At 48.1% G+C, this 22,006-nt stretch carries 19 protein-coding genes, 1 tRNA gene and 2 pseudogenes; 16 read left to right on the top strand and 6 right to left on the bottom strand.

What is annotated here, in order from left to right:
* Positions 1 to 495: hypothetical protein (locus tag GF401_13435; GenBank protein ID MBD3346057.1), on the bottom strand; the 495-nt coding region annotated here is incomplete at its 3' end.
* Between the two features lie 392 nt (positions 496 to 887).
* Between GF401_13435 and GF401_13430 the strand changes: the two are divergent.
* The 4 genes and pseudogenes from GF401_13430 (at position 888) to GF401_13415 (ending at position 5,060) form a co-directional block, all read left to right on the top strand.
* Positions 888 to 1,790 (top strand): annotated as a pseudogene (locus tag GF401_13430) (hypothetical protein).
* Between the two features lie 352 nt (positions 1,791 to 2,142).
* Entirely contained in the window at positions 2,143 to 2,703 is a 561-nt protein-coding gene (locus GF401_13425; GenBank protein MBD3346056.1) for an acyltransferase, read from the top strand.
* A gap of 29 nt (positions 2,704 to 2,732) precedes the next feature.
* Positions 2,733 to 3,698 carry a hypothetical protein gene (locus tag GF401_13420; GenBank protein MBD3346055.1) on the top strand — a complete coding sequence of 322 codons (966 nt, stop codon included), beginning with the start codon at positions 2,733 to 2,735 and terminating at the stop codon, positions 3,696 to 3,698.
* Between the two features lie 21 nt (positions 3,699 to 3,719).
* The gene (locus tag GF401_13415; GenBank protein MBD3346054.1) at positions 3,720 to 5,060 is read left to right on the top strand and encodes a glycosyltransferase; all 1,341 of its coding nucleotides are present in this window, start codon (positions 3,720 to 3,722) and stop codon (positions 5,058 to 5,060) included.
* On the opposite strand, the gene GF401_13410 is transcribed toward GF401_13415, so the two are convergent.
* The gene (locus GF401_13410; protein ID MBD3346053.1) at positions 4,974 to 5,750 is read right to left on the bottom strand and encodes a DUF4184 family protein; all 777 of its coding nucleotides are present in this window, start codon (positions 5,748 to 5,750) and stop codon (positions 4,974 to 4,976) included. The genes GF401_13415 and GF401_13410 overlap by 87 nt on opposite strands.
* Positions 5,751 to 5,960: 210 nt before the next feature.
* The gene (locus GF401_13405; GenBank protein ID MBD3346052.1) at positions 5,961 to 7,715 is read right to left on the bottom strand and encodes an ATP-binding cassette domain-containing protein; all 1,755 of its coding nucleotides are present in this window, start codon (positions 7,713 to 7,715) and stop codon (positions 5,961 to 5,963) included.
* A 141-nt stretch (positions 7,716 to 7,856) separates the two neighbouring features.
* Between GF401_13405 and GF401_13400 the strand changes: the two genes are divergently transcribed.
* From GF401_13400 to GF401_13370, 7 genes and pseudogenes are all read left to right on the top strand, one after another.
* Positions 7,857 to 8,564, top strand: coding sequence for a hypothetical protein (locus GF401_13400; protein MBD3346051.1), 708 nt, complete (start codon positions 7,857 to 7,859; stop codon positions 8,562 to 8,564).
* Positions 8,565 to 8,659: 95 nt separating this feature from the next.
* Positions 8,660 to 9,901 (top strand): annotated as a pseudogene (locus tag GF401_13395) (thiosulfate sulfurtransferase).
* 39 nt (positions 9,902 to 9,940) lie between these two features.
* Positions 9,941 to 10,942, top strand: coding sequence for an L-histidine N(alpha)-methyltransferase (gene egtD, locus GF401_13390; protein ID MBD3346050.1), 1,002 nt, complete (start codon positions 9,941 to 9,943; stop codon positions 10,940 to 10,942).
* Between the two features lie 13 nt (positions 10,943 to 10,955).
* Complete coding sequence (gene sufS, locus GF401_13385) at positions 10,956 to 12,176, top strand: SufS family cysteine desulfurase (protein ID MBD3346049.1); 1,221 nt, start codon at positions 10,956 to 10,958, stop codon at positions 12,174 to 12,176.
* A 55-nt stretch (positions 12,177 to 12,231) separates the two neighbouring features.
* Positions 12,232 to 12,645: a SufE family protein gene (locus GF401_13380; protein MBD3346048.1), complete on the top strand. Its 414-nt coding sequence runs from the start codon at positions 12,232 to 12,234 to the stop codon at positions 12,643 to 12,645.
* A 206-nt stretch (positions 12,646 to 12,851) separates the two neighbouring features.
* Entirely contained in the window at positions 12,852 to 13,292 is a 441-nt protein-coding gene (gene rpiB / locus GF401_13375; protein MBD3346047.1) for a ribose 5-phosphate isomerase B, read from the top strand.
* 17 nt (positions 13,293 to 13,309) lie between these two features.
* Positions 13,310 to 13,816, top strand: coding sequence for a cell division protein DedD (locus GF401_13370; GenBank protein MBD3346046.1), 507 nt, complete (start codon positions 13,310 to 13,312; stop codon positions 13,814 to 13,816).
* An 8-nt stretch (positions 13,817 to 13,824) separates the two neighbouring features.
* Here the strand turns inward: GF401_13370 and GF401_13365 are convergent, their stop codons facing one another.
* The gene (locus tag GF401_13365) at positions 13,825 to 14,934 is read right to left on the bottom strand and encodes a glycosyltransferase (GenBank protein ID MBD3346045.1); all 1,110 of its coding nucleotides are present in this window, start codon (positions 14,932 to 14,934) and stop codon (positions 13,825 to 13,827) included.
* Positions 14,935 to 15,102: 168 nt separating this feature from the next.
* Between GF401_13365 and GF401_13360 the strand changes: the two genes are divergently transcribed.
* Positions 15,103 to 16,065, top strand: a complete 963-nt coding sequence (locus GF401_13360) for a nucleoid-structuring protein H-NS (protein ID MBD3346044.1) — start codon at positions 15,103 to 15,105, stop codon at positions 16,063 to 16,065.
* A gap of 44 nt (positions 16,066 to 16,109) precedes the next feature.
* Here the strand turns inward: GF401_13360 and GF401_13355 are convergent, their stop codons facing one another.
* On the bottom strand, positions 16,110 to 17,294 hold the full coding sequence (locus GF401_13355) for a geranylgeranyl reductase family protein (GenBank protein MBD3346043.1): 1,185 nt from the start codon (positions 17,292 to 17,294) through the stop codon (positions 16,110 to 16,112).
* A gap of 227 nt (positions 17,295 to 17,521) precedes the next feature.
* Between GF401_13355 and GF401_13350 the strand changes: the two genes are divergently transcribed.
* Positions 17,522 to 17,594, top strand: a tRNA-Arg gene (locus GF401_13350).
* A gap of 2 nt (positions 17,595 to 17,596) precedes the next feature.
* On the opposite strand, the gene GF401_13345 is transcribed toward GF401_13350, so the two are convergent.
* Positions 17,597 to 17,929 carry an STAS domain-containing protein gene (locus tag GF401_13345; protein ID MBD3346042.1) on the bottom strand — a complete coding sequence of 111 codons (333 nt, stop codon included), beginning with the start codon at positions 17,927 to 17,929 and terminating at the stop codon, positions 17,597 to 17,599.
* Between the two features lie 466 nt (positions 17,930 to 18,395).
* Here GF401_13345 and lysS point away from each other — a divergent pair, with 466 nt between their 5' ends.
* From lysS to GF401_13330, 3 genes are all read left to right on the top strand, one after another.
* Complete coding sequence (gene lysS, locus GF401_13340; GenBank protein MBD3346041.1) at positions 18,396 to 19,886, top strand: lysine--tRNA ligase; 1,491 nt, start codon at positions 18,396 to 18,398, stop codon at positions 19,884 to 19,886.
* 182 nt (positions 19,887 to 20,068) lie between these two features.
* Positions 20,069 to 21,307 carry an FtsX-like permease family protein gene (locus GF401_13335; protein ID MBD3346040.1) on the top strand — a complete coding sequence of 413 codons (1,239 nt, stop codon included), beginning with the start codon at positions 20,069 to 20,071 and terminating at the stop codon, positions 21,305 to 21,307.
* Between the two features lie 16 nt (positions 21,308 to 21,323).
* On the top strand, positions 21,324 to 21,995 hold the full coding sequence (locus tag GF401_13330; GenBank protein MBD3346039.1) for an ATP-binding cassette domain-containing protein: 672 nt from the start codon (positions 21,324 to 21,326) through the stop codon (positions 21,993 to 21,995).
* Positions 21,996 to 22,006 lie beyond the last annotated feature (11 nt).

Genomic DNA, 22,006 nt, shown 5'->3' with positions numbered 1-22,006 from the left:
GTAAAAGACAAGCGATACATCTCGACCATAGGAATAAGCAGATAGACTCCGTTGAGGAGAAGTAACGGCGGGAGTGAACGGTCGCGGCACAATGACGCGAAAAGAGGATGAGAACGAACGCACAAACCCACAAAGGGGAGGATAAAGCCGGGGGGTGATATTGCCCGGCGCACCCGACCCGCCGTCACCGATATTGAACGTCTGTTGCCATCGGGGCGTGGTAAGGTAGGCACGGAAAGCGTAGTCCTTTTTGAAATGTTCGTTCCGGGCAAAATAATCGGTCCCGGTAACATGCTCAATGAGCGCTTCGGTGCGGACCACCCAGTGATTGCCGTAATCCCAATAGCCCGGTCCCTCATGATTGCTGCCGTCTTCGGGCAACCATGCCACAATCTTTTCAAAACACTCCACCGCCAGATCGGCCTTCTGTTGCACATCGATGTTATAAATAGAGTGAATGGAAAGCACACCACCTGCAAAAAAGCAGAAGCCCATGATTGATTTTCCGGGTAATTGATTGGGCGCCGATTTCGAAAATGATATTTCATTTGTGGCAATAAAAAGTGTCAGGCAATGTATTTACAATCGGGGTTGAAAAAATCGGTGTTGGCATATTTATTGCACATTTAGGAATGACTAAAAAAGAGTCGTATAAACCGGTATCAAAAAGGTGCGGAATGAAACCCGAATACAAAGCTCCCAGGTGTGCCTTGAAGGATAACGACGACTCTTGGTGAATCGGCCGGGTACCGCCGACAGGGGAAAGGATTACAATCGGTAATTTTGGCCGGTTGCAGCCCCTGTTTCATCCTGCCGTAGTGTCTTGCCCCTCCGTGCCCTCGATAGTGAATGTTTTTTTTTTAACGAAAAAAACGAGGTGTAAAAAGATGAAACCGATACATTTATATTATATGCTGCGTCCTGTTATTCCACGGTCGATGCAATTATGGCTCCGTCGATGGATTGCTCAATGTAAATTGGCAAAATCCGGTGATTGGTGGCCGATAAGCCAGAGCGCGGGGGACATTCCCGAAGACTGGCCCGGATGGCCCCGGGAAAAAGATTTCGGCCTGGTGCTTTCCCATGATGTGGATACCCGACGGGGACATGATAAGTGCATGAAACTTGCCCGGGTCGAAGATGAACTGGGGTTTCGTTCCGCATTCAATTTTGTTCCCGAACGATATTCAAATTCCGATGAGTTAAAAAAGTGTTTGTCGAAAAATGGTTTTGAAATCGGAATCCACGGATTGAAACATGACGGTCTTCTGTTTTCTTCACGGGAACTCTTTGAAAAAAGGGTGAAATTGATTAATGAGTATATACGAAAATGGCATATCGAACATTTCACGGCTCCATCGATGATCTGTAATACCGAATGGATGCACCGGTTCAATATTCGTCACAGCACGGTTACCTTTGATTCGGACCCCTTCGAACCGCAGCCTGGCGGGGTAAATACAATATTTCCTTATTGGCTCGTTGACGATTGCGCGGAGGAAACGATTGTTGAGCTGCCCTATACGTTGCCGCAGGATTTTACGTTGTTTGTTATCCTGGAGCAAAAAGACATTGCCATTTGGAAAAAGAAACTCGACTGGATCGCGGAAAAGGGGGGAATGGCCCTGCTTAATACTCATCCCGACTATATGAGTTTTGATGGAAAAAAACCGGGCCCGGAAGAATATCCGGTTGAGTATTATATCGATTTTTTGAAATATGTCAAAAAAAACTATAGCGGAAGATATTATCACAGCCTTCCACGCAATGTAGAGCGATTCATGACCGACAACAAAGACAATCATTTTGCCGGTATGTCATCGAACATGTTGTCGATAAATCCTGAAATCGAAATACGGGTCAATAACAACAACAGCGAATATATATCTCATTCCTTTCCTCTTACGATAAATGTCAGACAGCGAAAGCCTTCTCAAAAAAACCGGCGCCGTACGTATAAATAACCTTCGGCCACAGGGAAATGAAAAGAGGCAACGCCATATAGACGAAAACCGGGAGCGTGTCGATACAAATTTTGTTAAAGAAGGGGTGATTCATGGTTGATCCGGATATCATTTGGAGAGTGCGACAGCCGATTATCGGCTGTTTTTTTGTCTATCCAACCATTAAGGAGTTATTATTATGCTTTTCAACATATACAGCAGAATATTACGTAAACTGGCCTTTGCCGTGCCCGGGGGCTATTCGATACGCCCGTGGCTTCACAAGGTCCGCGGGGTTCACGTAGGAGAAGAGGTATGGATAAGCCAGTATGTTTACATAGATGATATTCATCCCGAATGTGTAACAATAGGGAACCACTGCAGTATCGGCCTTCGGACATCGATATTCGCCCATTTCTACTGGGGACCGCGCCGTTCACACGAGCATGCCGGACCGGTAGTCATTGGTGATAATGTCTTTATCGGCCCCCATTGTCTAATTCTTCCCAACGTGACTATCGGTGAAGGCACGGTGATTCAGGCCGGCACGGTCGTATCACAGGATGTGCCGCCCGGTGTTATGTGGGGGATGCCGAAACCGGGGCCTCTTGCATCGGTAACCGTGCCCTTGACCCATAACTATTCCTTTTTACAGTTCAGAAAGGGATTACGGCCATGGCGCAAGGGAGGACCTTCCCGGATAGTGCCTGTATCCGATTCTAAAAACGAATCCCGGGTTACCGGACAATCCCGATTTTGATCGAAACGGGCAAAAGTGCCGGTGGATGTATGGCTATTGCCGTAAAAATCAACCCGAAAAAAATTATCCCGCGGATTGTCGCGTTGGGCGCAGTTGCTGCGGTAGCATGGATATTCAGAGACTTTATTGTAGAAGCTGCGATACAGGCGATTAATATCGGATGGGGTTTTTTCCTGCTGCCGCTTCTTTTTATGGGATGGAGTATCCCGGCTGTTCTGGGATGGCGTTCTTTTCTTCTGGTAACGCCGCGGCAATCGATTCCGGATATGTGGCGTCTTTTGGTGATTCGTTTCGAATCACTTGCTGTCAGTTTTACCGTCCCCAGCGCCGGATTCGGTGGTGATGTACTCCGGACATTATTGACCAGAGAACAACAGGGGGGGCACAGCAGCGCTCCCCCTGTTGTTCTCGATCGTATTGCCTTTGCCGGAGCCGAGACAATCGTGGCCTTTCTGGGGTTGACATTCTATGCCTCACGGGCAACGAATGGTGTTGTCAAATTGACGGCATCCTTTCTGGGTATCGTCGCTTTTTTATTTCTGATTGTAATGTGGCGTCCGGTTATCACCGTGATTGCGAAAATACCCTGGGCGCAAAAAAATGCCGCAGTCAGAAAATCCATGGCCACACTGCTCGAAATAAAAGCTTATCGCCGGGCATTTTTCCGCTCCTGGGGCTGGCACCTGTTCGAGCGGATCCTTATGGTAGGGGAGATCTGGTTGACCGCATGGCTTATCGGTGTCCGGATCGGTCCGGTCGAATCGCTTTTTTCCAGTGCCATGGCGACGCTTTTCAGTGTCGCTCTTTTCTGTTTTCCGGCTCAACTCGGCGCCTATGAGGGAGGCCTGGTTTTTGCGTTTTCTGCTCTTGGAGAGCCGGCGATCGCAGGATTGAGTATCGCCCTCATTCGCCGTGCCCGTCAATTACTCGTGATCGGAACAGGATTCCTGTTTTTGTTGTTCGAACGAAGTGATAAATCCCAAAATTCGGGGTGAATATCAAAGGTAAAGGTACTCATGCGTCTCTTATACATCATACCTTCCGAAGGATTCGGCGGCGCGGAACGTCAGGCAGTCTATCACATCCGTCATTTGAAAAAGTGGGGTATTGATGTTATCGCGCTTGTGGGGCCCGGTAAACTGATTCTCGATCAACTTGCCCGTGAAGGTGTAAAGCGGGTGGAATTTACAACAGCGATGCTTCAGGATTTCGGAAAACCCCCGGTGAATCCTGTCTCGATAATGAAATACATCGCGGTAACAAGTATTACCTGGATTCGTGCCCAGAAAGTTGTTGTGGATATTATCCGGCGCCATGGTGTCGATTGTGTTTTTATATCACGCTCCATGGGGTGGTTTATGGCCGGCATTGCCTCCCATAGAGCAGGGGTGCTCCAGATCTGGCGTGCCGGATCCTGTCTTCCGGGCCAAATACCCCGGCTGCTGCTTCGGTGGTATGCCATGCTGGTATGTCCCGACGGTATCGTGTTTAATTGCCGCGCGGTCCGCAGCTCACTGAAAAGCCTCATTAATGCTCCCGGATGGATAGTCTATAACGGGGTCGATATGGGCCGGTTCAGCCCCACGAATGAAATACCGGAAATCCGCAGGAAACTCCATATCGCCGAATCAACTACCGTTGTGGGGGTAAGCGCCCGTCCCGCTCCAGGCAAGGGATTGGAAACGATCGCCAAGGCATTAGAGCTTCTGAATCAGCCTCCGGCAAAATTTCAGATCGTGATCGCCGGTGATTATGGATGGCGAGGGTATTTTGAGCGGCTCTTTGCCGATAACGGATTTTCTCAACAGGTGAGATTCATCGGCTATGTCGACCGGATAGAAAGCTTTCTCCGCAGTTGCGATATCGTAATTTTACCCTCCGAGCGGTTTTCCATGGAAGGTCTACCCAACGCATTGCTGGAAGCCATGGCAATGCAGCGGCCGGTGATCGGCACACGGGTGGGCGGAATTGCAGAAGCAATCAAACACAATGAAACAGGTCTTCTCGTAAAACCGGACGATCCCCGGGAGCTTGCAGGCGCACTGTATCGCCTTCAAAAATCACCGCAACTGTGTGCAAAACTCGGGCGACAGGCTCGCAAGGATATACAAAAACGATTTTCTCTGGAGGTAACGGTAAAGCAGATTGCCGAGGTCCTCTCGCAGGCTTCGGTGTACTCTTTATCCGATCCCGGAAAATGCGATAAAGGGACAGACAAGAACCGCAAAACGAAGCGATCTGTTTTCAAAAGAGGGGCAAAGTCCGGAAGGTCAGGCTTTGCTCTCCTCAGAAGGGTTCCACACGTGCCATATACAACTGAACACCAGCCAGATCGCCAGGAAAAAACTTACCGTTGAAACAAGCGCGGTAGCGATAAAAGGCTTGGGCGGATAAGAGGGAACGGTCAGGAAGGCATAGCCGAATGCGGAAATTCCCGAAAACGCGCCGATACCTGTTGAAACGGCAATCCGTGCGGGGGCAGGCATGCGAGGTTTCCCCTTGAGGGTGATCAAAGGCGCCTGTGCGTACCATTGGCGATACGCTCGTATCAAGAGTGCGATACCGGCAATGGAACTGATATGGGCCAGAATGTCGTAAACATGAAACACCTTTGCCCCAATCAGAAAAAGGGGTTCGGCAAGAAGAGGGAACAGGAGGACGAACCATCCGTCGTGATGAGTCCAGGCATCCCAGAGAAGATGGGATAATGCACCGGTAAACAGCGCCAGAAGCACGGTGAAAAATCGTGAAGCGGGAAAAAAGGCAAATCCGGCCGCGGGGCGGGATAGCTTTGCCTGGTGGCGCTCGGGAAGCAGTGACAGAAGTGGGTATTTGAGAAGTTTATGAAAAATACAAAGGCCGATCAATCCCAGAGGAAGACAAAAGGCGAACAGTCCTCCAATTGTATGAGCAAAAACACGGCTGTCGGTGAGTCGCAGAAAAAATTCGAAATCAGGCGCCATAGCACCCATTATCAAGGCTGATGGTGGTAACCGGAGACGTCTGAGAGGAATGGCGGTGGCAGCATGGGAGATCGTGAGGGGCACGAAAGAAAATCCTTTCTTATCCGATACTTATTAATCGCATAACAAAGAACTTCGATTCTATAACGCGGATTATTGTTATGGTAATATATCGTGCCTGTGTTAAGACGGTATGAGGAGTCGATGATACCTCTGTGAGGAATGGTTTCCCCCGCACCGGTGATTATACGGAAACCACCGCAGCTTGGCACACGGTTTTTGCTGCAAACAATGTTATGCCGCTAAAAGCCCACGGGTCTGTTTATTTACCAGCGATGCATAGTAGCCGTCCTGACGGGAATAGAGCTGTTCGTGGGTGCCGGATTCGATAATCGTTCCCTCTTTGAGCACCAGTATCCGGTCGGCATTGACCACCGTGGAGAGGCGATGGGCGATCACGAAGGTAGTACGCCCCTTGATCAGCCGCTCGACAGCATCCTGCACCAGGGTTTCGGTTTCAGCATCGAGAGCGGAAGTGGCTTCATCGAGAATAAGAATGGGAGGGTCCTTGAGGATCGCCCGGGCAAGCGCAATTCGCTGCCGTTCACCCGCCGACAATCGTCCGCCCCGTTCTCCAACGAGGGTATCGTAGCCCTTATCCATTTTCATTATGAAACGATGAGCGTTTGCGGTGATTGCGGCTTGTTCTATTTCATGATTATGGGCAGTCGGTTTGCCATAGGCGATATTGTCCCGGATACTTTCGTTGAAAAGGAGTGCGTCCTGAAGGACCACGCCGATCTGTTTGCGTAATTGCCGTTGTTTCAGGTTCCGGATGTCGATACCGTCAATTTCAATCCATCCGCCGGTCGGATCGTAGAAGCGCTGCAGAAGCGCCATCAGTGTGGTCTTTCCTGCGCCGCTGGGGCCTACAATCGCTATATTTTCGCCCGGTTTCACGGATAGATGGATATCGTGAAGCAGCTGCTCGGAATTTTTATAGGCGAAATCCACATGATGAAACCGAACATCCCCCCGAAGAGGCGGAACATCCTGAGCCATGGGACTGTCGATGATATGATCTTCTGCGTCGAGGATACCAAACACCTGATCGATGGATACTTTTGCGGTACGCAGCGTTTTGTAGACGCCGGTGAGCCCCTGGACCGGACCGAAAAGGCCGCCGACATAGCCGAGGAAAGCGATCATGGTTCCTACAGTTGCTTTACCTTCAATAACGAGGTAGCCTCCCAGGCCGATCGCCGTAATTCGAGCGAGGAGCATGATAAAATTCTGAATTGCACCAACGCCCGAGTCGAAGCGGACGCCGCGGACGACAATGTTGTTGGTGGTGTTGACATCACGAAGGAACCGTTCTTTTTCGACATTTTCCATGGCAAAGCTCCGGACAGTCATAATCCCCGCAAGGACTTCGTTGAACCGCGAGTAAATTCGTGCCCAGCGTTTAAAAAGTGTCTTTTCCCGTCTGATCTGGCGGGGTGCGGCAAAGGTTGCGATGATCGCGGGAAGGGGGGTGAAAAAGATCACGCAGAGGGTCAGACGCCAGTCGAGTTTCAGCATCATGACCAGGGCGAGTACTAAATATGAGAGGGCCGGAAGGACATTAAAGGAAATCTCGCTGATTGCGGTAATAAAGCCCTGGATACTCCGGTCGAGTCGGGTCATGATCGCTCCAACCCCCTCGCTTCGGTGGAATTCGATGGGGAAGCGATGAATACGTTCAACGGTCTGATTGAGCAGCGAATAGTGGATGTCAAGGCGGGTTCGCCAGCTGAGCCAGGTAGACAACGCCGTGGCGCCTTCTTTGATAATGCCCAGAAGCATCAGGCTGAGTACCCCCATGAACATCGTGCGAAGCGCAGCATCCTCACCGAATCCGTCGAATATATATTTCATAATCAACGGCTCAAATGAACTCGCCGCCGCGATAATGATTGTAAAGAAGAGGACTGCAATAAGATACCATCGATGAGGTCGCGCAAAAACGAACGCCCTGCGAAGATTGGAGAGAGAACCGGATGATGCCATTGAGATGAGAAATTGTCCTTTTTTTTGAAAGTGGAGTAAAAAAACAGGATAGTAATTCGATAAAAACAAATGAATATTGTAAAAATTTACAAACATTAAAGGAGAGATATGGACGAAGCAATGACTCCTACTCTATTCAGAATCGCTACTTTTATAGCGGCAGCAGTTTTAGCCTTAGTTCATCTTTTCGGGGCAAAGCTCACGACGCTCGAGCGAATTCCCCGAAGCCGGTGGCTTTCCTTTGCCGGCGGTATTTCGGTTGCCTATGCTTTCATGCACCTCTTACCCGATCTGGCGAAACATCACAAAATACTGAAACAGCCCCCTGTTTTCCTGCCCGATTTTATCCATTATAACGCCTATTTCATTGCCCTTCTGGGCCTGGTCACGTTCTACGGACTCGAACGCCATATCCGTACTCACCGGCGCAAACGAGGCCCAAACGAGCCGCCGGCCCAGGGCGCATTCTGGCTCCATATCGGTTCCTTTTCGTTATATAACGGACTTATGGGCTATCTTCTGCTTACCCGCACAGGCGACGAACTCCTCTTCTATTCAATTGCCATCGGTTTACATTTTCTGGTCAATGATAACAGCCTGCGTCAGGATCACAAACATCTCTACGCGACCCGGGGTCGATGGTTCCTTGCAGCATCGATTATATTGGGATGGAGTATAGGCTTATTAAGTGAAATACATGAATTGGTTATCAGCACTCTCACCGCCTTTGTCGCCGGTTCGATTGTGCTGAATGTTCTCAAGGAAGAACTTCCCGAAGAACGAGAAAGTCATTTTCTTTCTTTTTTTATCGGCGCTGTCGTGTATTCACTGATTCTTCTGGCAGCCTGAAAAGACAACTTTGCAAAAGGAGCGGCAATGAAAGAGAAAGACCCCGTTCAACGAATATCAACGACTGAGCTTCAAGACAAACTTGATCGAAAGCATGGCAGTTAATCGATATACGGCCTGTGGATGCCTATAACGGGTGGAGAATGGATGGCGAATCACGAGGTGGGCATATCCCCGGCGCACGGAATATCCCGGCAAAGTGGCTCCGGTATATCGACTGGATCGAAATTGTCCGTTCGAAAGGTATCGATCCCCGGGAGCAGGTTATTATCTATGGATACTCTGCGGTGGAGGCCGAAAAAGCGGCCCGTCAGTTTTTCCGTGCAGGATACAAGGATATTGTCATATACGACTCTTTTGTCCGGGAGTGGTCCGGCGAGCCTGGGCTCCCTCTCGAAAAGCTTAGCCGATATCACCGGCTCGTTCCTCCGCAATGGGTCAAGGAATTAATCGAAACTGGAACCGCACCCGGGGTGGAGAATAACGACTATGTAATTTGTCACGCTCACTATCGTAATCCGGATGCTCATCACCAGGGGCATATCCCGGGAGCAATCGATCTGGATACCAACCAGCTGGAATCTCCGGAAACCTGGAACCGCCGTTCGCCGGAAGAACTCGAACAGGTTTGTACCCGGCTGGGAATAGGACATGAGACAACCGTCGTTCTCTATGGCCGGTTTTCTTTCCCCGACAATAACGATCCCTTTCCGGGGAGCAGTGCAGGACATCTGGGAGCCATGCGGTGTGCATTTATTCTGCTCTATGCAGGGGTCAAGGATGTCCGGGTGCTCAACGGCGGATTGCAGGCGTGGCTGGATGCCGGTTTTGATACCGAAACAGGAGCTGTTTCCAGAACGCCTGTTGATAAATTCGGGGCCTCCATTCCCGGCAGGCCCGAACTTGCGGTTGATATGCCGCAGGCAAAGGAAATGCTGCGTTCCAGTGATGCAAACCTGGTGTGCGTTCGTTCGTGGCGCGAGTATATCGGGGAAGTCAGCGGGTATAATTATATCGAAAAAAAAGGAAGAATACCGGGGGCCGTATTCGGCAATTGCGGCAGTGATGCCTATCATATGGAAAATTACCGCAATCCCGATCATACCACCCGCGAATATCCCGAGATCCAAAAGCGATGGGCCATGGCGGGAATAACTCCCGACAAACACAATGCCTTCTACTGCGGTACCGGATGGCGCGGAAGTGAGGCGTTCTTCAATGCCTGGCTTTTAGGCTGGCCCCGGGTTTCTGTTTTTGACGGCGGATGGTTTGAATGGAGTAACGATCCGGGGAATCCCTGTGAGACAGGGGGGCCTCAGAATGAGCCGTTAATGTAATCATTAAAAATATACCACACAAGGGGAGGACTCCTTGATATGAATCCGAATAAAACTTCTTCCTATTCCCGCCAAACGGTTGTCATCGAAGATGTGTTGTCGAGAATCGATAATGCCAGGATAAGTGAAATCATTATCGATGGACTTACCGCACCGCAGATGTATATAAACTCGATGTTTTTTTACGATGATACCGGTTCAAAGCTCTTTGAAGAGATCACGCACCTCCCGGAGTATTACCCTCCGAAAATAGAAAAGCAACTCCTCCAAGAAGCATCTCCGGCATTGGGTGACACCCTGAGCGATATCGATCTTGTTGAACTTGGAAGCGGTGATTGTTCGAAGATTTCGCTTCTTCTCAATGCAATCCCGTGGTATGAACGGGAATCGGTCAGGTATTTTCCCGTTGATGTGAGTCGTGCTGCTGTAGAGGATTCTGCACGGATTCTGATCGAAAAGTTTCCCGGCCTGCATATTCACGGGTTGATTGCCGATTTTCTCACCCAGCTTCACATGATTCCATCCGGTGCCAGGCGGTTTTTCTGTTTTTTCGGCAGCACCCTTGGAAATCTGGAGCGCGACCAGGCGCTTTCCTTTTGCACCGCCGTGGCATCTGTCATGCAACCGGGGGATATGCTGCTTTTAGGACTTGATATGGTTAAAGACAGGAGTGTACTCGAAGCTGCCTACAACGACAGTCGCAATATTACCGCCGCGTTCAACCGGAATATCCTCACGGTTGTTAACCGGCATATCGATACGGATTTTAATCTCTCCGATTTTGATCACCGGGCATTTTACAACAGCAGTAAACAGCGTGTCGAAATGCATCTTGCAGCAAACAAAGAACTGGTTATCACCAGTCCATACCTGACAGTACCGGTTCGTATGCGCCAGGGCCAGACAATTCATACCGAAAATTCACATAAATTTACCGAATCCCATGTCGCGCAATTTACCCACAGCAGTGGTCTTGAAATACGGCATGTTTTCACCGATCAGCTGAAATGGTTTTCTCTGGTATACATGGTCAAACCTTAAAAAAAGGCGTTCAATGATCGATGTCGACAGAGTACGGAATGATTTTCCGCTTCTTCAGCAGCAGGTATACGGCAAACCGCTGATCTACCTCGATAATGCTGCAACTACCCAGAAGCCCGTGAATGTTCTTGACCGGGTTTCTGAGTTTTATCGTAAGGAGAACAGCAACATTCACCGCGGGGTCCATCTTCTCAGCGAACAGGCGAGTGAGGCCTATGAAAATGCCCGGGTGGCGGTACAGCATTTTCTGAAGGCCGGTCATGCCCACGAAATACTCTTTACCCGCGGAACAACAGAATCGATCAATCTTGTCGCCTATTCCTTTGGCCAAGCGTTCGTCGGGGCCGGTGATGAAATCATCATTTCCGTAATGGAGCATCATTCCAACATTATTCCCTGGCAGCTTCTCTGTGAACGAACGGGAGCGACACTGAAAGTGATTCCTCTTACCGAATCGCTCGAGCTGGATCTGGATGCATTCGAGGATCTTATTTCGGAGAAAACAAAACTGGTCGCCCTTACCTGGGTTTCCAATGTGACAGGGGTTATCAATCCGGTCAGGCAGGTGATCGAAACTGCTCATGAGCATGATGTGCCGGTATTGATCGATGCTGCTCAGGCGATTCAGCACATGCCCGTGGATGTTACTTCGCTGGATTGTGATTTCCTGGCTTTCTCGGGGCATAAGATTTATGCTGAAACAGGTATCGGGGTATTGTACGGCAAAGAAAAGTGGCTCGACCGGATGCCGCCATGGCAGGGCGGGGGAGGAATGATCGAAAAGGTAACCTTAGAAAAGACAACCTACGCGTCGTTACCACTCAAATTCGAGGCAGGAACCACAAACATCGGGGCAACGATCAGCCTTCATGCAGCACTCGAGTATGTCCAGTCGCTGGGAATTACCGAGATTGCCTCATACGAACAGAAGCTGCTTCGATATGCAGTGGATGGATTGGGGCGCTGCGAGGGGTTGAATGTTTACGCTGATGTTCCGAGCCGGGGTGGCGCTGTTTCGTTGAGCCTTGATGGGATTCATCCCTATGATGCCGGCGCTGTTCTTGATAAGCTCGGCATTGCGGTTCGCACTGGAACGATGTGCGCCGAACCGCTTATGCGTCATCTTGGCGTTAAAGGGGCTCTCAGGGCAAGCATTGTTTTTTATAATACCCGATGGGAGATCGATCGGTTAATTGAAGCGATTCCCCGGGTACAGGCATTGTTGGGTCGATAGGAGATAAAATTGAAGAAAGCTTCGGGTACTGCAGGGCATTAAAAAAGGATGTGGTATGGAAAACAGATCTATTGCTGAAATACAGGATGAGATTATCCGCGAGATGGCCGCGGCTGAGGACTGGCTTGAGAAATATGAGTATCTGATTGATCAGGGGAAAAAACTCGATGGTCTTGCGGAGGATGAGAAAAACGATGAGAATTCGCTTCCGGGCTGTCAGTCAAAAGTATGGATTACCTGTAATAACCAGGGAGAGCGTCTTGAGTTTCGGGCCGACAGTGATGCTCAGATTATCAGAGGGATTTTATTTCTTCTTCTCCGGGTGCTCAATGCTCGAACGCCCCGGGATATTGCTTCTGCCGACCTCTATTTTATCGAACGAACCGGTTTGCGGGCCAACCTCTCGCCTTCCAGGGCAAATGGAGTAGGGGCCATTGTAAAACATATGAAATCTCGCGCACAAAAATGAAAATCATGGTCTACAATGGTATATAATTTGAAACTACTCAGGTGGGCCGAAATGACGGCGGAAATCGTCCACAGGGATCTGAGTATTTTCTAAAATTTTTTATATAATTATGGAATATCCGTGCTGAAATTGTATTTTAACCCATTATTTTAATAGTTTCCAACAATTTCTAAAAGGGAATCGGCGTTGTGGTTTCGAAAGGTTCAATAGTAATCGGCTGTGATCATGGAGGATTTGATCTGAAGGAGCAGATCAAAGAAGTGCTGGAGAAGAAAGGGTTTTCTGTTGAAGACATGGGGGCAAAGGATTTTAATCCGGAGGATGACTATCCGTGTTATACTTCGAGTGTAGCCCGCAAGGTGGCCGACGGCACTTTTGAGCGGGGAGTTGTTGTGTGCGGTTCTGGAATCGGAGCATCGATAACAGCAAACAGATTTGCCGGTGTACGGGCCGCTTTGTGTTTAACGCCCGAGATGGCAACACTGTCCCGGTCCCATAACGATTCCAATGTTCTGGCACTCGGCGGAAGAATAACTCCGGGCAGGAAGGGAATTGAAATTCTGGAGGCCTGGCTGGATGGTGCTTTCAAAGGCGGGCGTCATGAAAGAAGAATCAGAGATATTGAATCGTGTACCGGCGAATGTTGAATCAGAGAGGTTAGATAATGGCAGCCACGAATGGTAAAGCTGAAAAATACGTCCGTCCTTCCTGGGATGAATATTTTCTGGGGATTGCCAATACTGTTGCAACCCGGGCTACCTGTGATCGGGGAAGAAGCGGCTGTGTCATTGCGCGGGACAAGCAGATTCTGGTGACCGGCTATGTGGGCTCGCCGATCGGATTGCCCCACTGCGATGAAGCCGGTCATGATATGAAAAAGGTAGTTCATGAGGACGGAAGAATTACGCAGCACTGCATGCGGACCATTCACGCCGAACAAAATGCTATCTGCCAGGCTGCAAAAACAGGAATCTCCATTGAAGGCGCTACCCTCTATTGCCGGATGACCCCCTGCAGGACCTGTGCCATGATGATTATCAACTGCGGTATAGAGCGGGTGGTGTGTGAAAAGAAATACCATGCCGGGTTGGTATCTGAAGAGCTGTTCGATCAGGCCGGGGTGGAAGTTATTTTTATGTCCGAAGAGATCGTTTCCTACCAGAATCAGTAAGACACTTCCTACTTATACGGGAATTCCTCCCAGGCCTTATCCACAAATTCCTTGAATTCTCTTTCGAATCGCGCGCGCGGAAACTGCTCGGCGTTTTTGCGGATTACCGCCGGATCGAAATTGTCTTCGGTTTGAAGGAACTGCTTGATTGCAGTAATGATGCTTGTACAATCCTGTTTATAAAAGAAAATCCCCGTTTGTCCTTCGATAACCGTTTCCAGTGCACCGCCGCGTCCGTAGGCGATTACCGGTATGCCTGATGCCTGGGCTTCAACGTTGACAATCCCGAAGTCTTCTTCGGCCGAAAAGACAAAGGCCCGGGCATTACGAAGGTATTCATCGAGTTGCGGGGAGGGGAGATGGCCAAGGAAGGTGATGTTTTTACCGGCGATCTTCTTGAGGGCACTTTTGGAGGGCCCATCACCGATAATAACCAGCGGCAGGTCGAGTTCATTGAATGCCCGGATAATCAGATCGATCCGTTTATAGGGCACCAGTCGTGAAATGGTGATGAAATAGTTGTCCCGTCGGTTGCTCAGTTTGAACCGGTCGATATCAACAGGGGGATAAATCACGGTCGCTTCGCGGTTGTAGCATTGCCGGATCCGGTTGGCGATGTAATTGGAATTGGCGACAAATTTATTGACTCGTTTCGACGATATGGCATCCCATAAACGAATGTAATGAAATATCAAACGAACCAGGAAGCTTTTCAGTCCTCCGTTGAGGCCGGCTGTTTCGAGATATTCGAATGTCAGGTCCCATACATAGCGCATGGGGGAGTGACAATAGCAGATGTGGAGCTGGTCGGATGAGTTGAGTGCGCCTTTGCATACCGCATAGGATGATGAAAGAATGATGTTGTAATCCCGCAGATCGAATTGCTCAACCGCCATGGGAAAAAGCGGGAGGTAGATTCGATGATGCTTTTTTCCAAGGGGCATGTGCTGGAGCATGGATGTAGTGACGGTAACATTTTCCCACAGCGTATCCTTGACGCCCTCAGGATCGTGAAAGAGCGTGAAAATATCACCGGGATACAGATTGTAAATCGACTGGAGTACACTTTCGGCCCCGGCCACGGTTACCAGCCATTCGTGAATAATCGCAGTTTTCATCTGGTTTCAGTATATCATAACGGATTAGCTAAGGGTAAGAGAAAAATGAAGATATGATTAATCCTCTATTAAGCGTCGGTTTTGATGGGAATATGGGAGATGCGTTAATATATTTTAGAAAGTTCGAATGAAATAGAAAAACTAATGCAAACGCTGGAGGAAAGTTCCATGTACAGGCCTCAGATCAAAGTGACCGATTGCACAATACGCGACGGTGGTTTAATGAATGACTCCAAATTTTCACTGCAAACAGTCAAAAATGTTTACAAAGCCCTGTGTGCCGCAGGTGTCGATATTATCGAAATAGGATACAGAAACAGCAAAGATCATTTCTCCCCCAGTGATTACGGTCCTTGGCGTTTCTGCGACGAAGATATGGTACAGAAGGCCGTTGAAGGTGTTGAAAAAAACAATACAAAGCTTGCGGTGATGCAGGATGCACATAAAGCTTCTCCCGAAGATATCCTTCCTAAAGAAGAGAGCGCTGTCGATATGATCAGAGTAGCGACCTATGTGAAAGATGTTGACAAAGCAATTAAGCTGGCGAATAATGCAACCGACAAGGGGTATCTGGCCACAATTAATATTATGGCGGTTTCGCATGCGCTCGAGCGGGAGCTTGATGAAGCGTTGCATCAGATCGAAGAAGAAACCAAGATCGTTGCCTGTTATATTGTCGACAGTTTCGGTGCGCTCTACAGTGAAGATGTCGATTACCTGGTAAACAAGTTCAAACGGTACCTGAAGACCAAAGAGGTAGGCATTCACTGTCACAATCAGCAGCAGCTTGCCTATGCAAACACTATCGAAGCGATTATCAAGGAGGCCAATTATCTCGATGGAACCCTGTATGGCCTTGGAAGAGCTGCGGGAAACTGTCCGCTCGAACTCCTGGTTGGTTTTTTGAAAAATCCCAAATTCGATATCCACCCGATACTCGATGTGATCGGCAGCACGATCCTTCCTCTGCGCAAAGAGTTTGAATGGGGTTACTCGGTTCCCTATATGATTTCAGGTGTTCTCAACGCCCACCCATCCGAAGCAATGAAACTGATGAAACTTTCCGATGATAATCCCGCGAAATGGGAGTTTGCGAAATTCTACGAAAAGATGGCCGGTGAAGCGGATTGATTGAGGCTGAGGTTAAGTAAAAGTACAGACTTCGACTTTCGACTCTACATAAGGTGCCTCATGGCCCACACAAGGCGGGGGAATCGACTCAGGCTGGTTTTGAATATTTTTGACATGGTCATTTCCCGCTGGGGGATATCGCTGAGTGCGCGGGCGGCACTATTGTAGTCGGTATCCGGGACTTTTGCCAGTGAGTTTTTCACTTTTGCCAGTTTCTGGTGACGTTTCCCGCGTTTTTCATACCATGCTTTTTCGTATTCTTTTCCGAGTTTTGTAATCTGCTTTTCGGTTGATGCTCCAAGCATTTTCAGGGCATACTCACCGGCAAGCTTACCCGAAATCATGGCTTCCACAATGCCGGCCCGTGAGACAGGGTTGATTGTATTGGCGGCATCGCCGGTTTTTATCAGGCCCTTAACGGCGAGTGTGGAACGTTCATACCCGCAGGGGATCGGTCCGGCAAAGCGTTGAATAATCTCTCCCCCGGGAAAATAGTTTTGTATGTATGTATCGAGCAGAACCCTGATATTGATCTTGCTTCGATATGCCTTTCCCACTAAAACACCGATGTTTGCGATACCTTCTTCCCGTGGAAATACCCACGCATAACCTCCGGGGGCAAGCGCTTTTCCTACCTGTATGTGCACGGTGTCGGTAGGAATATCGACATTCTTCACTACGGCAAAATAGGCGGGTTCCAAATCGAAATTTTTCCAGGTGATTTTTTCGCCTTTTCCGAACCTGGAGTTCGGCCCTGATGCATCGATTATCCAGGAGCAGGAAGTCTGAGAACCGTTTGAAAAATGTATGGTGCGACGGGAGTTTTCGGGCACGGATACTCTGGTGACGGCAATATTTGTTCTGCAATCAATTCCATGCTCGATTCCTTCATTAAACAAATCCTGCTGCATAAGTGCGCGGTTGATAACATATCCTTTTTTTTTGTCGGAATACTGTATGACCGTGTTGTCGGGAGAGTGGAATGTAGCATTGCTGACTTCAAAACGGATCCACGATTTTTTGATTTCGACGGCCTCGTGAAAACCGAGTCTGCCAACAGCTTCAGCGCACGGAATCGGTCGCTCCCAGGGAAGCGATTTATCTACCAGCAGGATGGAGACTTTTTCTCCCGACCGGTTGATACTCCGGAGAGCATTCAGTCCTGATGGTCCGGCGCCGATAATGACAATATCATAATGGTCGCGTAGTGTGGGAGATGTGGATTGCATATAATTAAATTACGCGGTTAAAACAGGACTGCTCAAATTATCGTAAAAATCGACCGTGAAAGTGCATTTATGAACCGCTTTCCCCGATTCGGAACAGTACGGGAAAACCGAGATTGTTATGGTATACCAGCCAGCCTACATATTATAGATAATATAATTTATCTATTGATGGTGTGACCGTTTTTTTCTCTTCTCTGATCTCCGGAGAGTATATTTAAAGGAAATATGCGGCCTTAGCTCAATGGATAGAGCATCTGGCTTCGGACCAGAGGGTTGGGGGTTCGACTCCCTCAGGCCGTGATTTATACCTTGGCGAGTTCTTCTTCGTTTTTGCAGATTTTTACCAGATCAGTAAATCCCACAGTGTTGAGCACCTCGATAATGTCCTCGTTGGGATTGATCACCGCCATTTTTCCGCCGTGATCTCGTACCATTTCAAATGACTGTACCAGGCTCGCGATGGATTTTGTATAGAGATAAGAATCGTCGGTGAATTTCAATGCAATATTAATCGGACCCTTTTCGACGTACTCTTCGATGATCTGCCTGAGTTCGGTAAGATCGGAATTCAGATTCAGTTCTTTTTTGATTTTCAGAAGTTGGTACCCGTGGATATAGGTTGATTCTATCAGCATAGGAATGTCCCGGTAATGGTAGAATGGATGATTCTGGTTTTTTAGTATACTTTAGTGTACTATTGAAATCTCTCTAATTAACAACCTAAGGGCGCGTCATGCCGGACTTGCCTGTCTCTAACTTGATTCGGGAATCCGGCATCCATCTGTCGCCAAAAGACTGGATTCTCCCGATGTAGCATCGGGACCGGAATGACGGAGAACAGAGGCATTTAATTAGGGAGCTCTCAATAATATGCCCTGTGCCGCTCCAAGAAAATATATCAGGTATGGCTGTGGCGACAGGATATGAAATCATTTGATGGCGGGGGGTGAGAAAGGCTGTGTGTCAAGCCGTTGCAGGTGCCGGGTGTAAAGAGCCCCTTTTATTCGAATTTCCTGTTTGGGCGCAATCCTTTATTTTCCGGGGTAGTATGTACTATTTTCTTGATTTATAATAAAGTGTCTGTTTTTCTCAATTTAAAATATGGAGTTTTCATTCGTGGAAAACCAGGAACCAATTAATGATCAGATGCAGGCCCGCATCGATAAAATCAAAGATTTAAGACTGCTGTATAATAATGCTTATGCAGAACGTTTTGAAAGAACTCATAACTGTGCTATCGCCAAAGCGCTCGAGGATGGCCATAAACCTGTGCTTGTAGCCGGTCGTGTCATGTCGATCCGTCAGTTCGGCAAATTGATTTTCGGCCATCTTCAGGACTTTCACGGCAGGATCCAGTTTGCCGCTCAGAAAGATGTTCTCAGAGAAAAATTCGATCCTCTGAAAAAATTAGTGGATGTCGGCGATTTCATCGGTATTGAAGGCGAAATGATTACCACGAAAAAAGGTGAAAAATCGATTAATGTTTTGAAGTGGAAGTTTCTTTCCAAATCATTGCGGCCTTTACCCGAGAAGTTCCATGGGCTTACCGATCCCGAACAGCGCCTCCGGCGGCGATATCTCGATATGGCCATGTCACCCGAGGTGCTGCACCGGTTCAAAAAGCGTACTAAAATCGTGGCTGCAATTCGTAATTACCTGAACAATAACGGTTTTTATGAAATTGAAACTCCGATCCTTCAGAACAAAGCAAGTGGTGCGCTGGCCACGCCTTTTGTAACTCACTACAATGCTCTGGATATGGATGTCTATATGCGAATAGCTCCTGAAACATATCTGAAACGTGCTATCGCAGGGGGGTTCGAAAAAGTATACGAATTTGCCCGTTCATTTCGTAATGAAGGAGTCGATTCATCCCATCTTCCCGATTTTACGCTTTTAGAATATTATGTTGCCTATTGGAACTACGAAGACAACATGGTTTTTACCGAACGGCTGATTAAACACCTTCTCATGGAAGTCAATGGAAGTGTGGTGGTGAAATACGGCGATACGGAAATCAATTTCGAAACATCATGGCCCCGTATTTCTTTCCGGGATCTGATCCTTCAGGACACCGGTGTCGATATCTACGAATGTCCAAACAAAGAGAAGCTTTTAGAAGCAATCAAAAGTGAAGGGATTGATCTCAGCGAGGAAGTGGATTTGAAGAAGGCGGGACGGGGTACGATTATCGACCAGTTGTATAAGAAAATGTCTCGTCCCGATCTCATCGATCCGGTTTTTGTCATTCATCACCCCCTCGACCTCTCTCCTTTGGCACGACGGAATGATGAAAACCCCCGGGTTGTCGACCGGTTTCAGCTTGTGGTCAATGGATGGGAAGTCGTGAATGCCTATTCAGAGCTGGTTGATCCTCTCGATCAGGCAGAACGTTTCAAGCAACAGGCAGAGATACGGGCTGAGGGTGAAAGCGAGGCAATGGTTGGTGAGGATGATTTTCTTACCTGCATGGAATACGGGATGCCGCCTATGTCAGGGTGGGGAATGGGTATCGACAGAATAGTTGCCCTGCTCACCAATGCAAACACATTACGTGATGTTGTTTTGTTTCCGCTGCTCCGTCCTGAGTAGCCTGCTGCGGTTATTAATTATTTTTTATAAGATGCATCTTTCATTGAAAAGCTGTTTTAAGGCTGTTGATACGTATTCTTTATTTTGAGCCGGAGAATGCCTCCGGTAAACCGGGCTAATGGTGCACCGGTTATGAAACAGCAGATAAAATCAACAATCAACAAGAAATAGTAAAAAACCGAATGGAATGGTTTATTGCACTCCGCTATCTTCGCGGAAAAAGAAAAAACGGATTTATTTCCTTTATAGCTTATATTTCTGCTGCAGGAGTATTCTTAGGAAGCTTTGTTCTTATTGTGGCGCTCTGTGTTGCCAACGGATTTGAAAGGGAGGTTCGTAACCGGATAATCGGCATTTTTGCCGACGCACGTATTCTTCAGTATTTCAGTCGTCCAATCGATAATTACGATTCGCTCCGCACCAGAATACTCGATCATCCCGATGTCGTTGCCGCGTCTCCCTATATCAGCGGTAAAGGCCTTATCGAGCATGAAGGCGTGCAGGAGGGAAATCTTATCATGGGTATCGATGATTCTCTTGAAGCAACGGTTACCGATTTAAGAAATACCATTGTGATCGGAGACCTGAATCTCGATTCGTTGGAGTCGAATGAAGGAAATGTATTGCCCGGAATACTGATAGGAATGGGACTTGCCAATAAGCTTGGTGTCAGAACAGGGTCGGAGGTGATTCTGGGAACGATTCCTGCCGTTGAAGATCAAATGGATATCATGTCGAGTGTTCGGGCCGGAAAGTTTTCGGTCACCGGCGTATTTGAAACCGGTATGTATGAGTACGATTTGAACCTGGTCTATACCTCGATTGCATCGGCACAGGAACTCTTTGACACAAAAGGGGTCGAAGGCATTCAGATAAAAACCACCAACGTTTACCAGGCCGATAAGATTGCAGAAAGTGTTGTCGAGCATGTCGATGGGTATCCCTACAGATCCGTTGACTGGAAAAGTCAGAACAAGAGCCTGTTTAAATGGATGAAACTCGAGCGGTTGATAATTTTCATTGTTATCTCCCTTATCATTGTTGTTGCCGCATTTAATATTATCTGTTCTCTTGTCATGATGATCATGGAAAAACGGCGCGAAATCGGAATTCTCATGGGCATGGGAACCACGTCAAAAACAATCATGAAAATTTTCATGCTCAATGGCGTGATAATCGGTCTGATCGGCTCGACACTGGGTGTTCTGGCGGGTTCGGTTCTTTCATATATACAATATAAATACCAATTGATTCCTCTTCCAGGAGACATTTATTTTATTACGACTCTTCCGATTCATATCCGCACAATCGATATATGGAGCATATATCTTTCGGCCAATATTATCTGTTTTCTGGCAACGCTCTATCCGGCCTGGAAAGCATCCCGTATTCTTCCTGCAGAATCGTTGCGGATAGAGTAGGAACTAAGAAAATATTATGATAAAAGTAGACAATGTAACAAAATCTTTTGTTGATGATGCCGGGAAGCTCGAGGTTATTCGCAGCGCATCCTTTTCGATTGAAAAAGGAGGAATGGTAGCGCTGGTAGGTATTTCGGGAGCGGGCAAAACTACGCTGTTACAGATAATCGGCGGACTTGATAAGCCTACTACCGGCTCGGTCGAGATAGCACACAAAGACCTTGGCCGTATGAAGCCCCGGGAACTTGCGTCCTTTCGCAGCCATGAAGTCGGATTCGTCTTTCAGTTCCATCATTTGTTGCCCGATTTTACTGCAATCGAAAATGTGCTGATGCCCGGGTTGATCTGCGGTAAGTCGAAAACGGAGTGTATGCCCAGAGCAAAGGAATTACTCGATATAATGGGGTTGTCCCGAAGGGGCACTCATTTTCCCTCGGAACTCTCCGGAGGGGAGCGGCAGAGAATCGCTCTTGCGCGGGCCTTGTTTAATGAGCCCACAATTGTTCTTGCCGATGAACCTACCGGAAATCTTGACAGAGAAAACAGTCAGCTTCTTCTGGATCTCTTTTGCAAGGCAAATAAAGAACTCAGGCAAACCTTTATTGTGGCAACACATAACGACCGGCTTTCGCAAGGTATGACGCAAACAATTTATATTGAAGATGGGACGGTAATAAGTAAAACTTAGAATTGATCGGC

It is taken from the genome of Chitinivibrionales bacterium, assembly GCA_014728215.1.
Lineage (GTDB): Bacteria > Fibrobacterota > Chitinivibrionia > Chitinivibrionales > WJKA01 > WJKA01.
Note: the sequence above shows the minus strand (reverse complement) of the source record. Positions and strands in the feature narration are given on the sequence as shown.

What these genes read in the sequence shown, in the direction of transcription:
- GF401_13425 (MBD3346056.1), top strand. Translation starts at nt 2,143, where the DNA reads ATGCTTTTCAACATATACAGCAGAATATTACGTAAACTGGCCTTTGCC.
- GF401_13420 (MBD3346055.1), top strand. Translation starts at nt 2,733, where the DNA reads ATGGCTATTGCCGTAAAAATCAACCCGAAAAAAATTATCCCGCGGATT.
- GF401_13415 (MBD3346054.1), top strand. Translation starts at nt 3,720, where the DNA reads ATGCGTCTCTTATACATCATACCTTCCGAAGGATTCGGCGGCGCGGAA.
- GF401_13405 (MBD3346052.1), bottom strand. Translation starts at nt 7,715, where the DNA reads ATGGCATCATCCGGTTCTCTCTCCAATCTTCGCAGGGCGTTCGTTTTT.
- egtD (MBD3346050.1), top strand. Translation starts at nt 9,941, where the DNA reads ATGAATCCGAATAAAACTTCTTCCTATTCCCGCCAAACGGTTGTCATC.
- sufS (MBD3346049.1), top strand. Translation starts at nt 10,956, where the DNA reads ATGATCGATGTCGACAGAGTACGGAATGATTTTCCGCTTCTTCAGCAG.
- GF401_13380 (MBD3346048.1), top strand. Translation starts at nt 12,232, where the DNA reads ATGGAAAACAGATCTATTGCTGAAATACAGGATGAGATTATCCGCGAG.
- GF401_13370 (MBD3346046.1), top strand. Translation starts at nt 13,310, where the DNA reads ATGGCAGCCACGAATGGTAAAGCTGAAAAATACGTCCGTCCTTCCTGG.
- GF401_13365 (MBD3346045.1), bottom strand. Translation starts at nt 14,934, where the DNA reads ATGAAAACTGCGATTATTCACGAATGGCTGGTAACCGTGGCCGGGGCC.
- GF401_13360 (MBD3346044.1), top strand. Translation starts at nt 15,103, where the DNA reads ATGTACAGGCCTCAGATCAAAGTGACCGATTGCACAATACGCGACGGT.
- GF401_13355 (MBD3346043.1), bottom strand. Translation starts at nt 17,294, where the DNA reads ATGCAATCCACATCTCCCACACTACGCGACCATTATGATATTGTCATT.
- GF401_13345 (MBD3346042.1), bottom strand. Translation starts at nt 17,929, where the DNA reads ATGCTGATAGAATCAACCTATATCCACGGGTACCAACTTCTGAAAATC.
- lysS (MBD3346041.1), top strand. Translation starts at nt 18,396, where the DNA reads ATGGAGTTTTCATTCGTGGAAAACCAGGAACCAATTAATGATCAGATG.
- GF401_13335 (MBD3346040.1), top strand. Translation starts at nt 20,069, where the DNA reads ATGGAATGGTTTATTGCACTCCGCTATCTTCGCGGAAAAAGAAAAAAC.
- GF401_13330 (MBD3346039.1), top strand. Translation starts at nt 21,324, where the DNA reads ATGATAAAAGTAGACAATGTAACAAAATCTTTTGTTGATGATGCCGGG.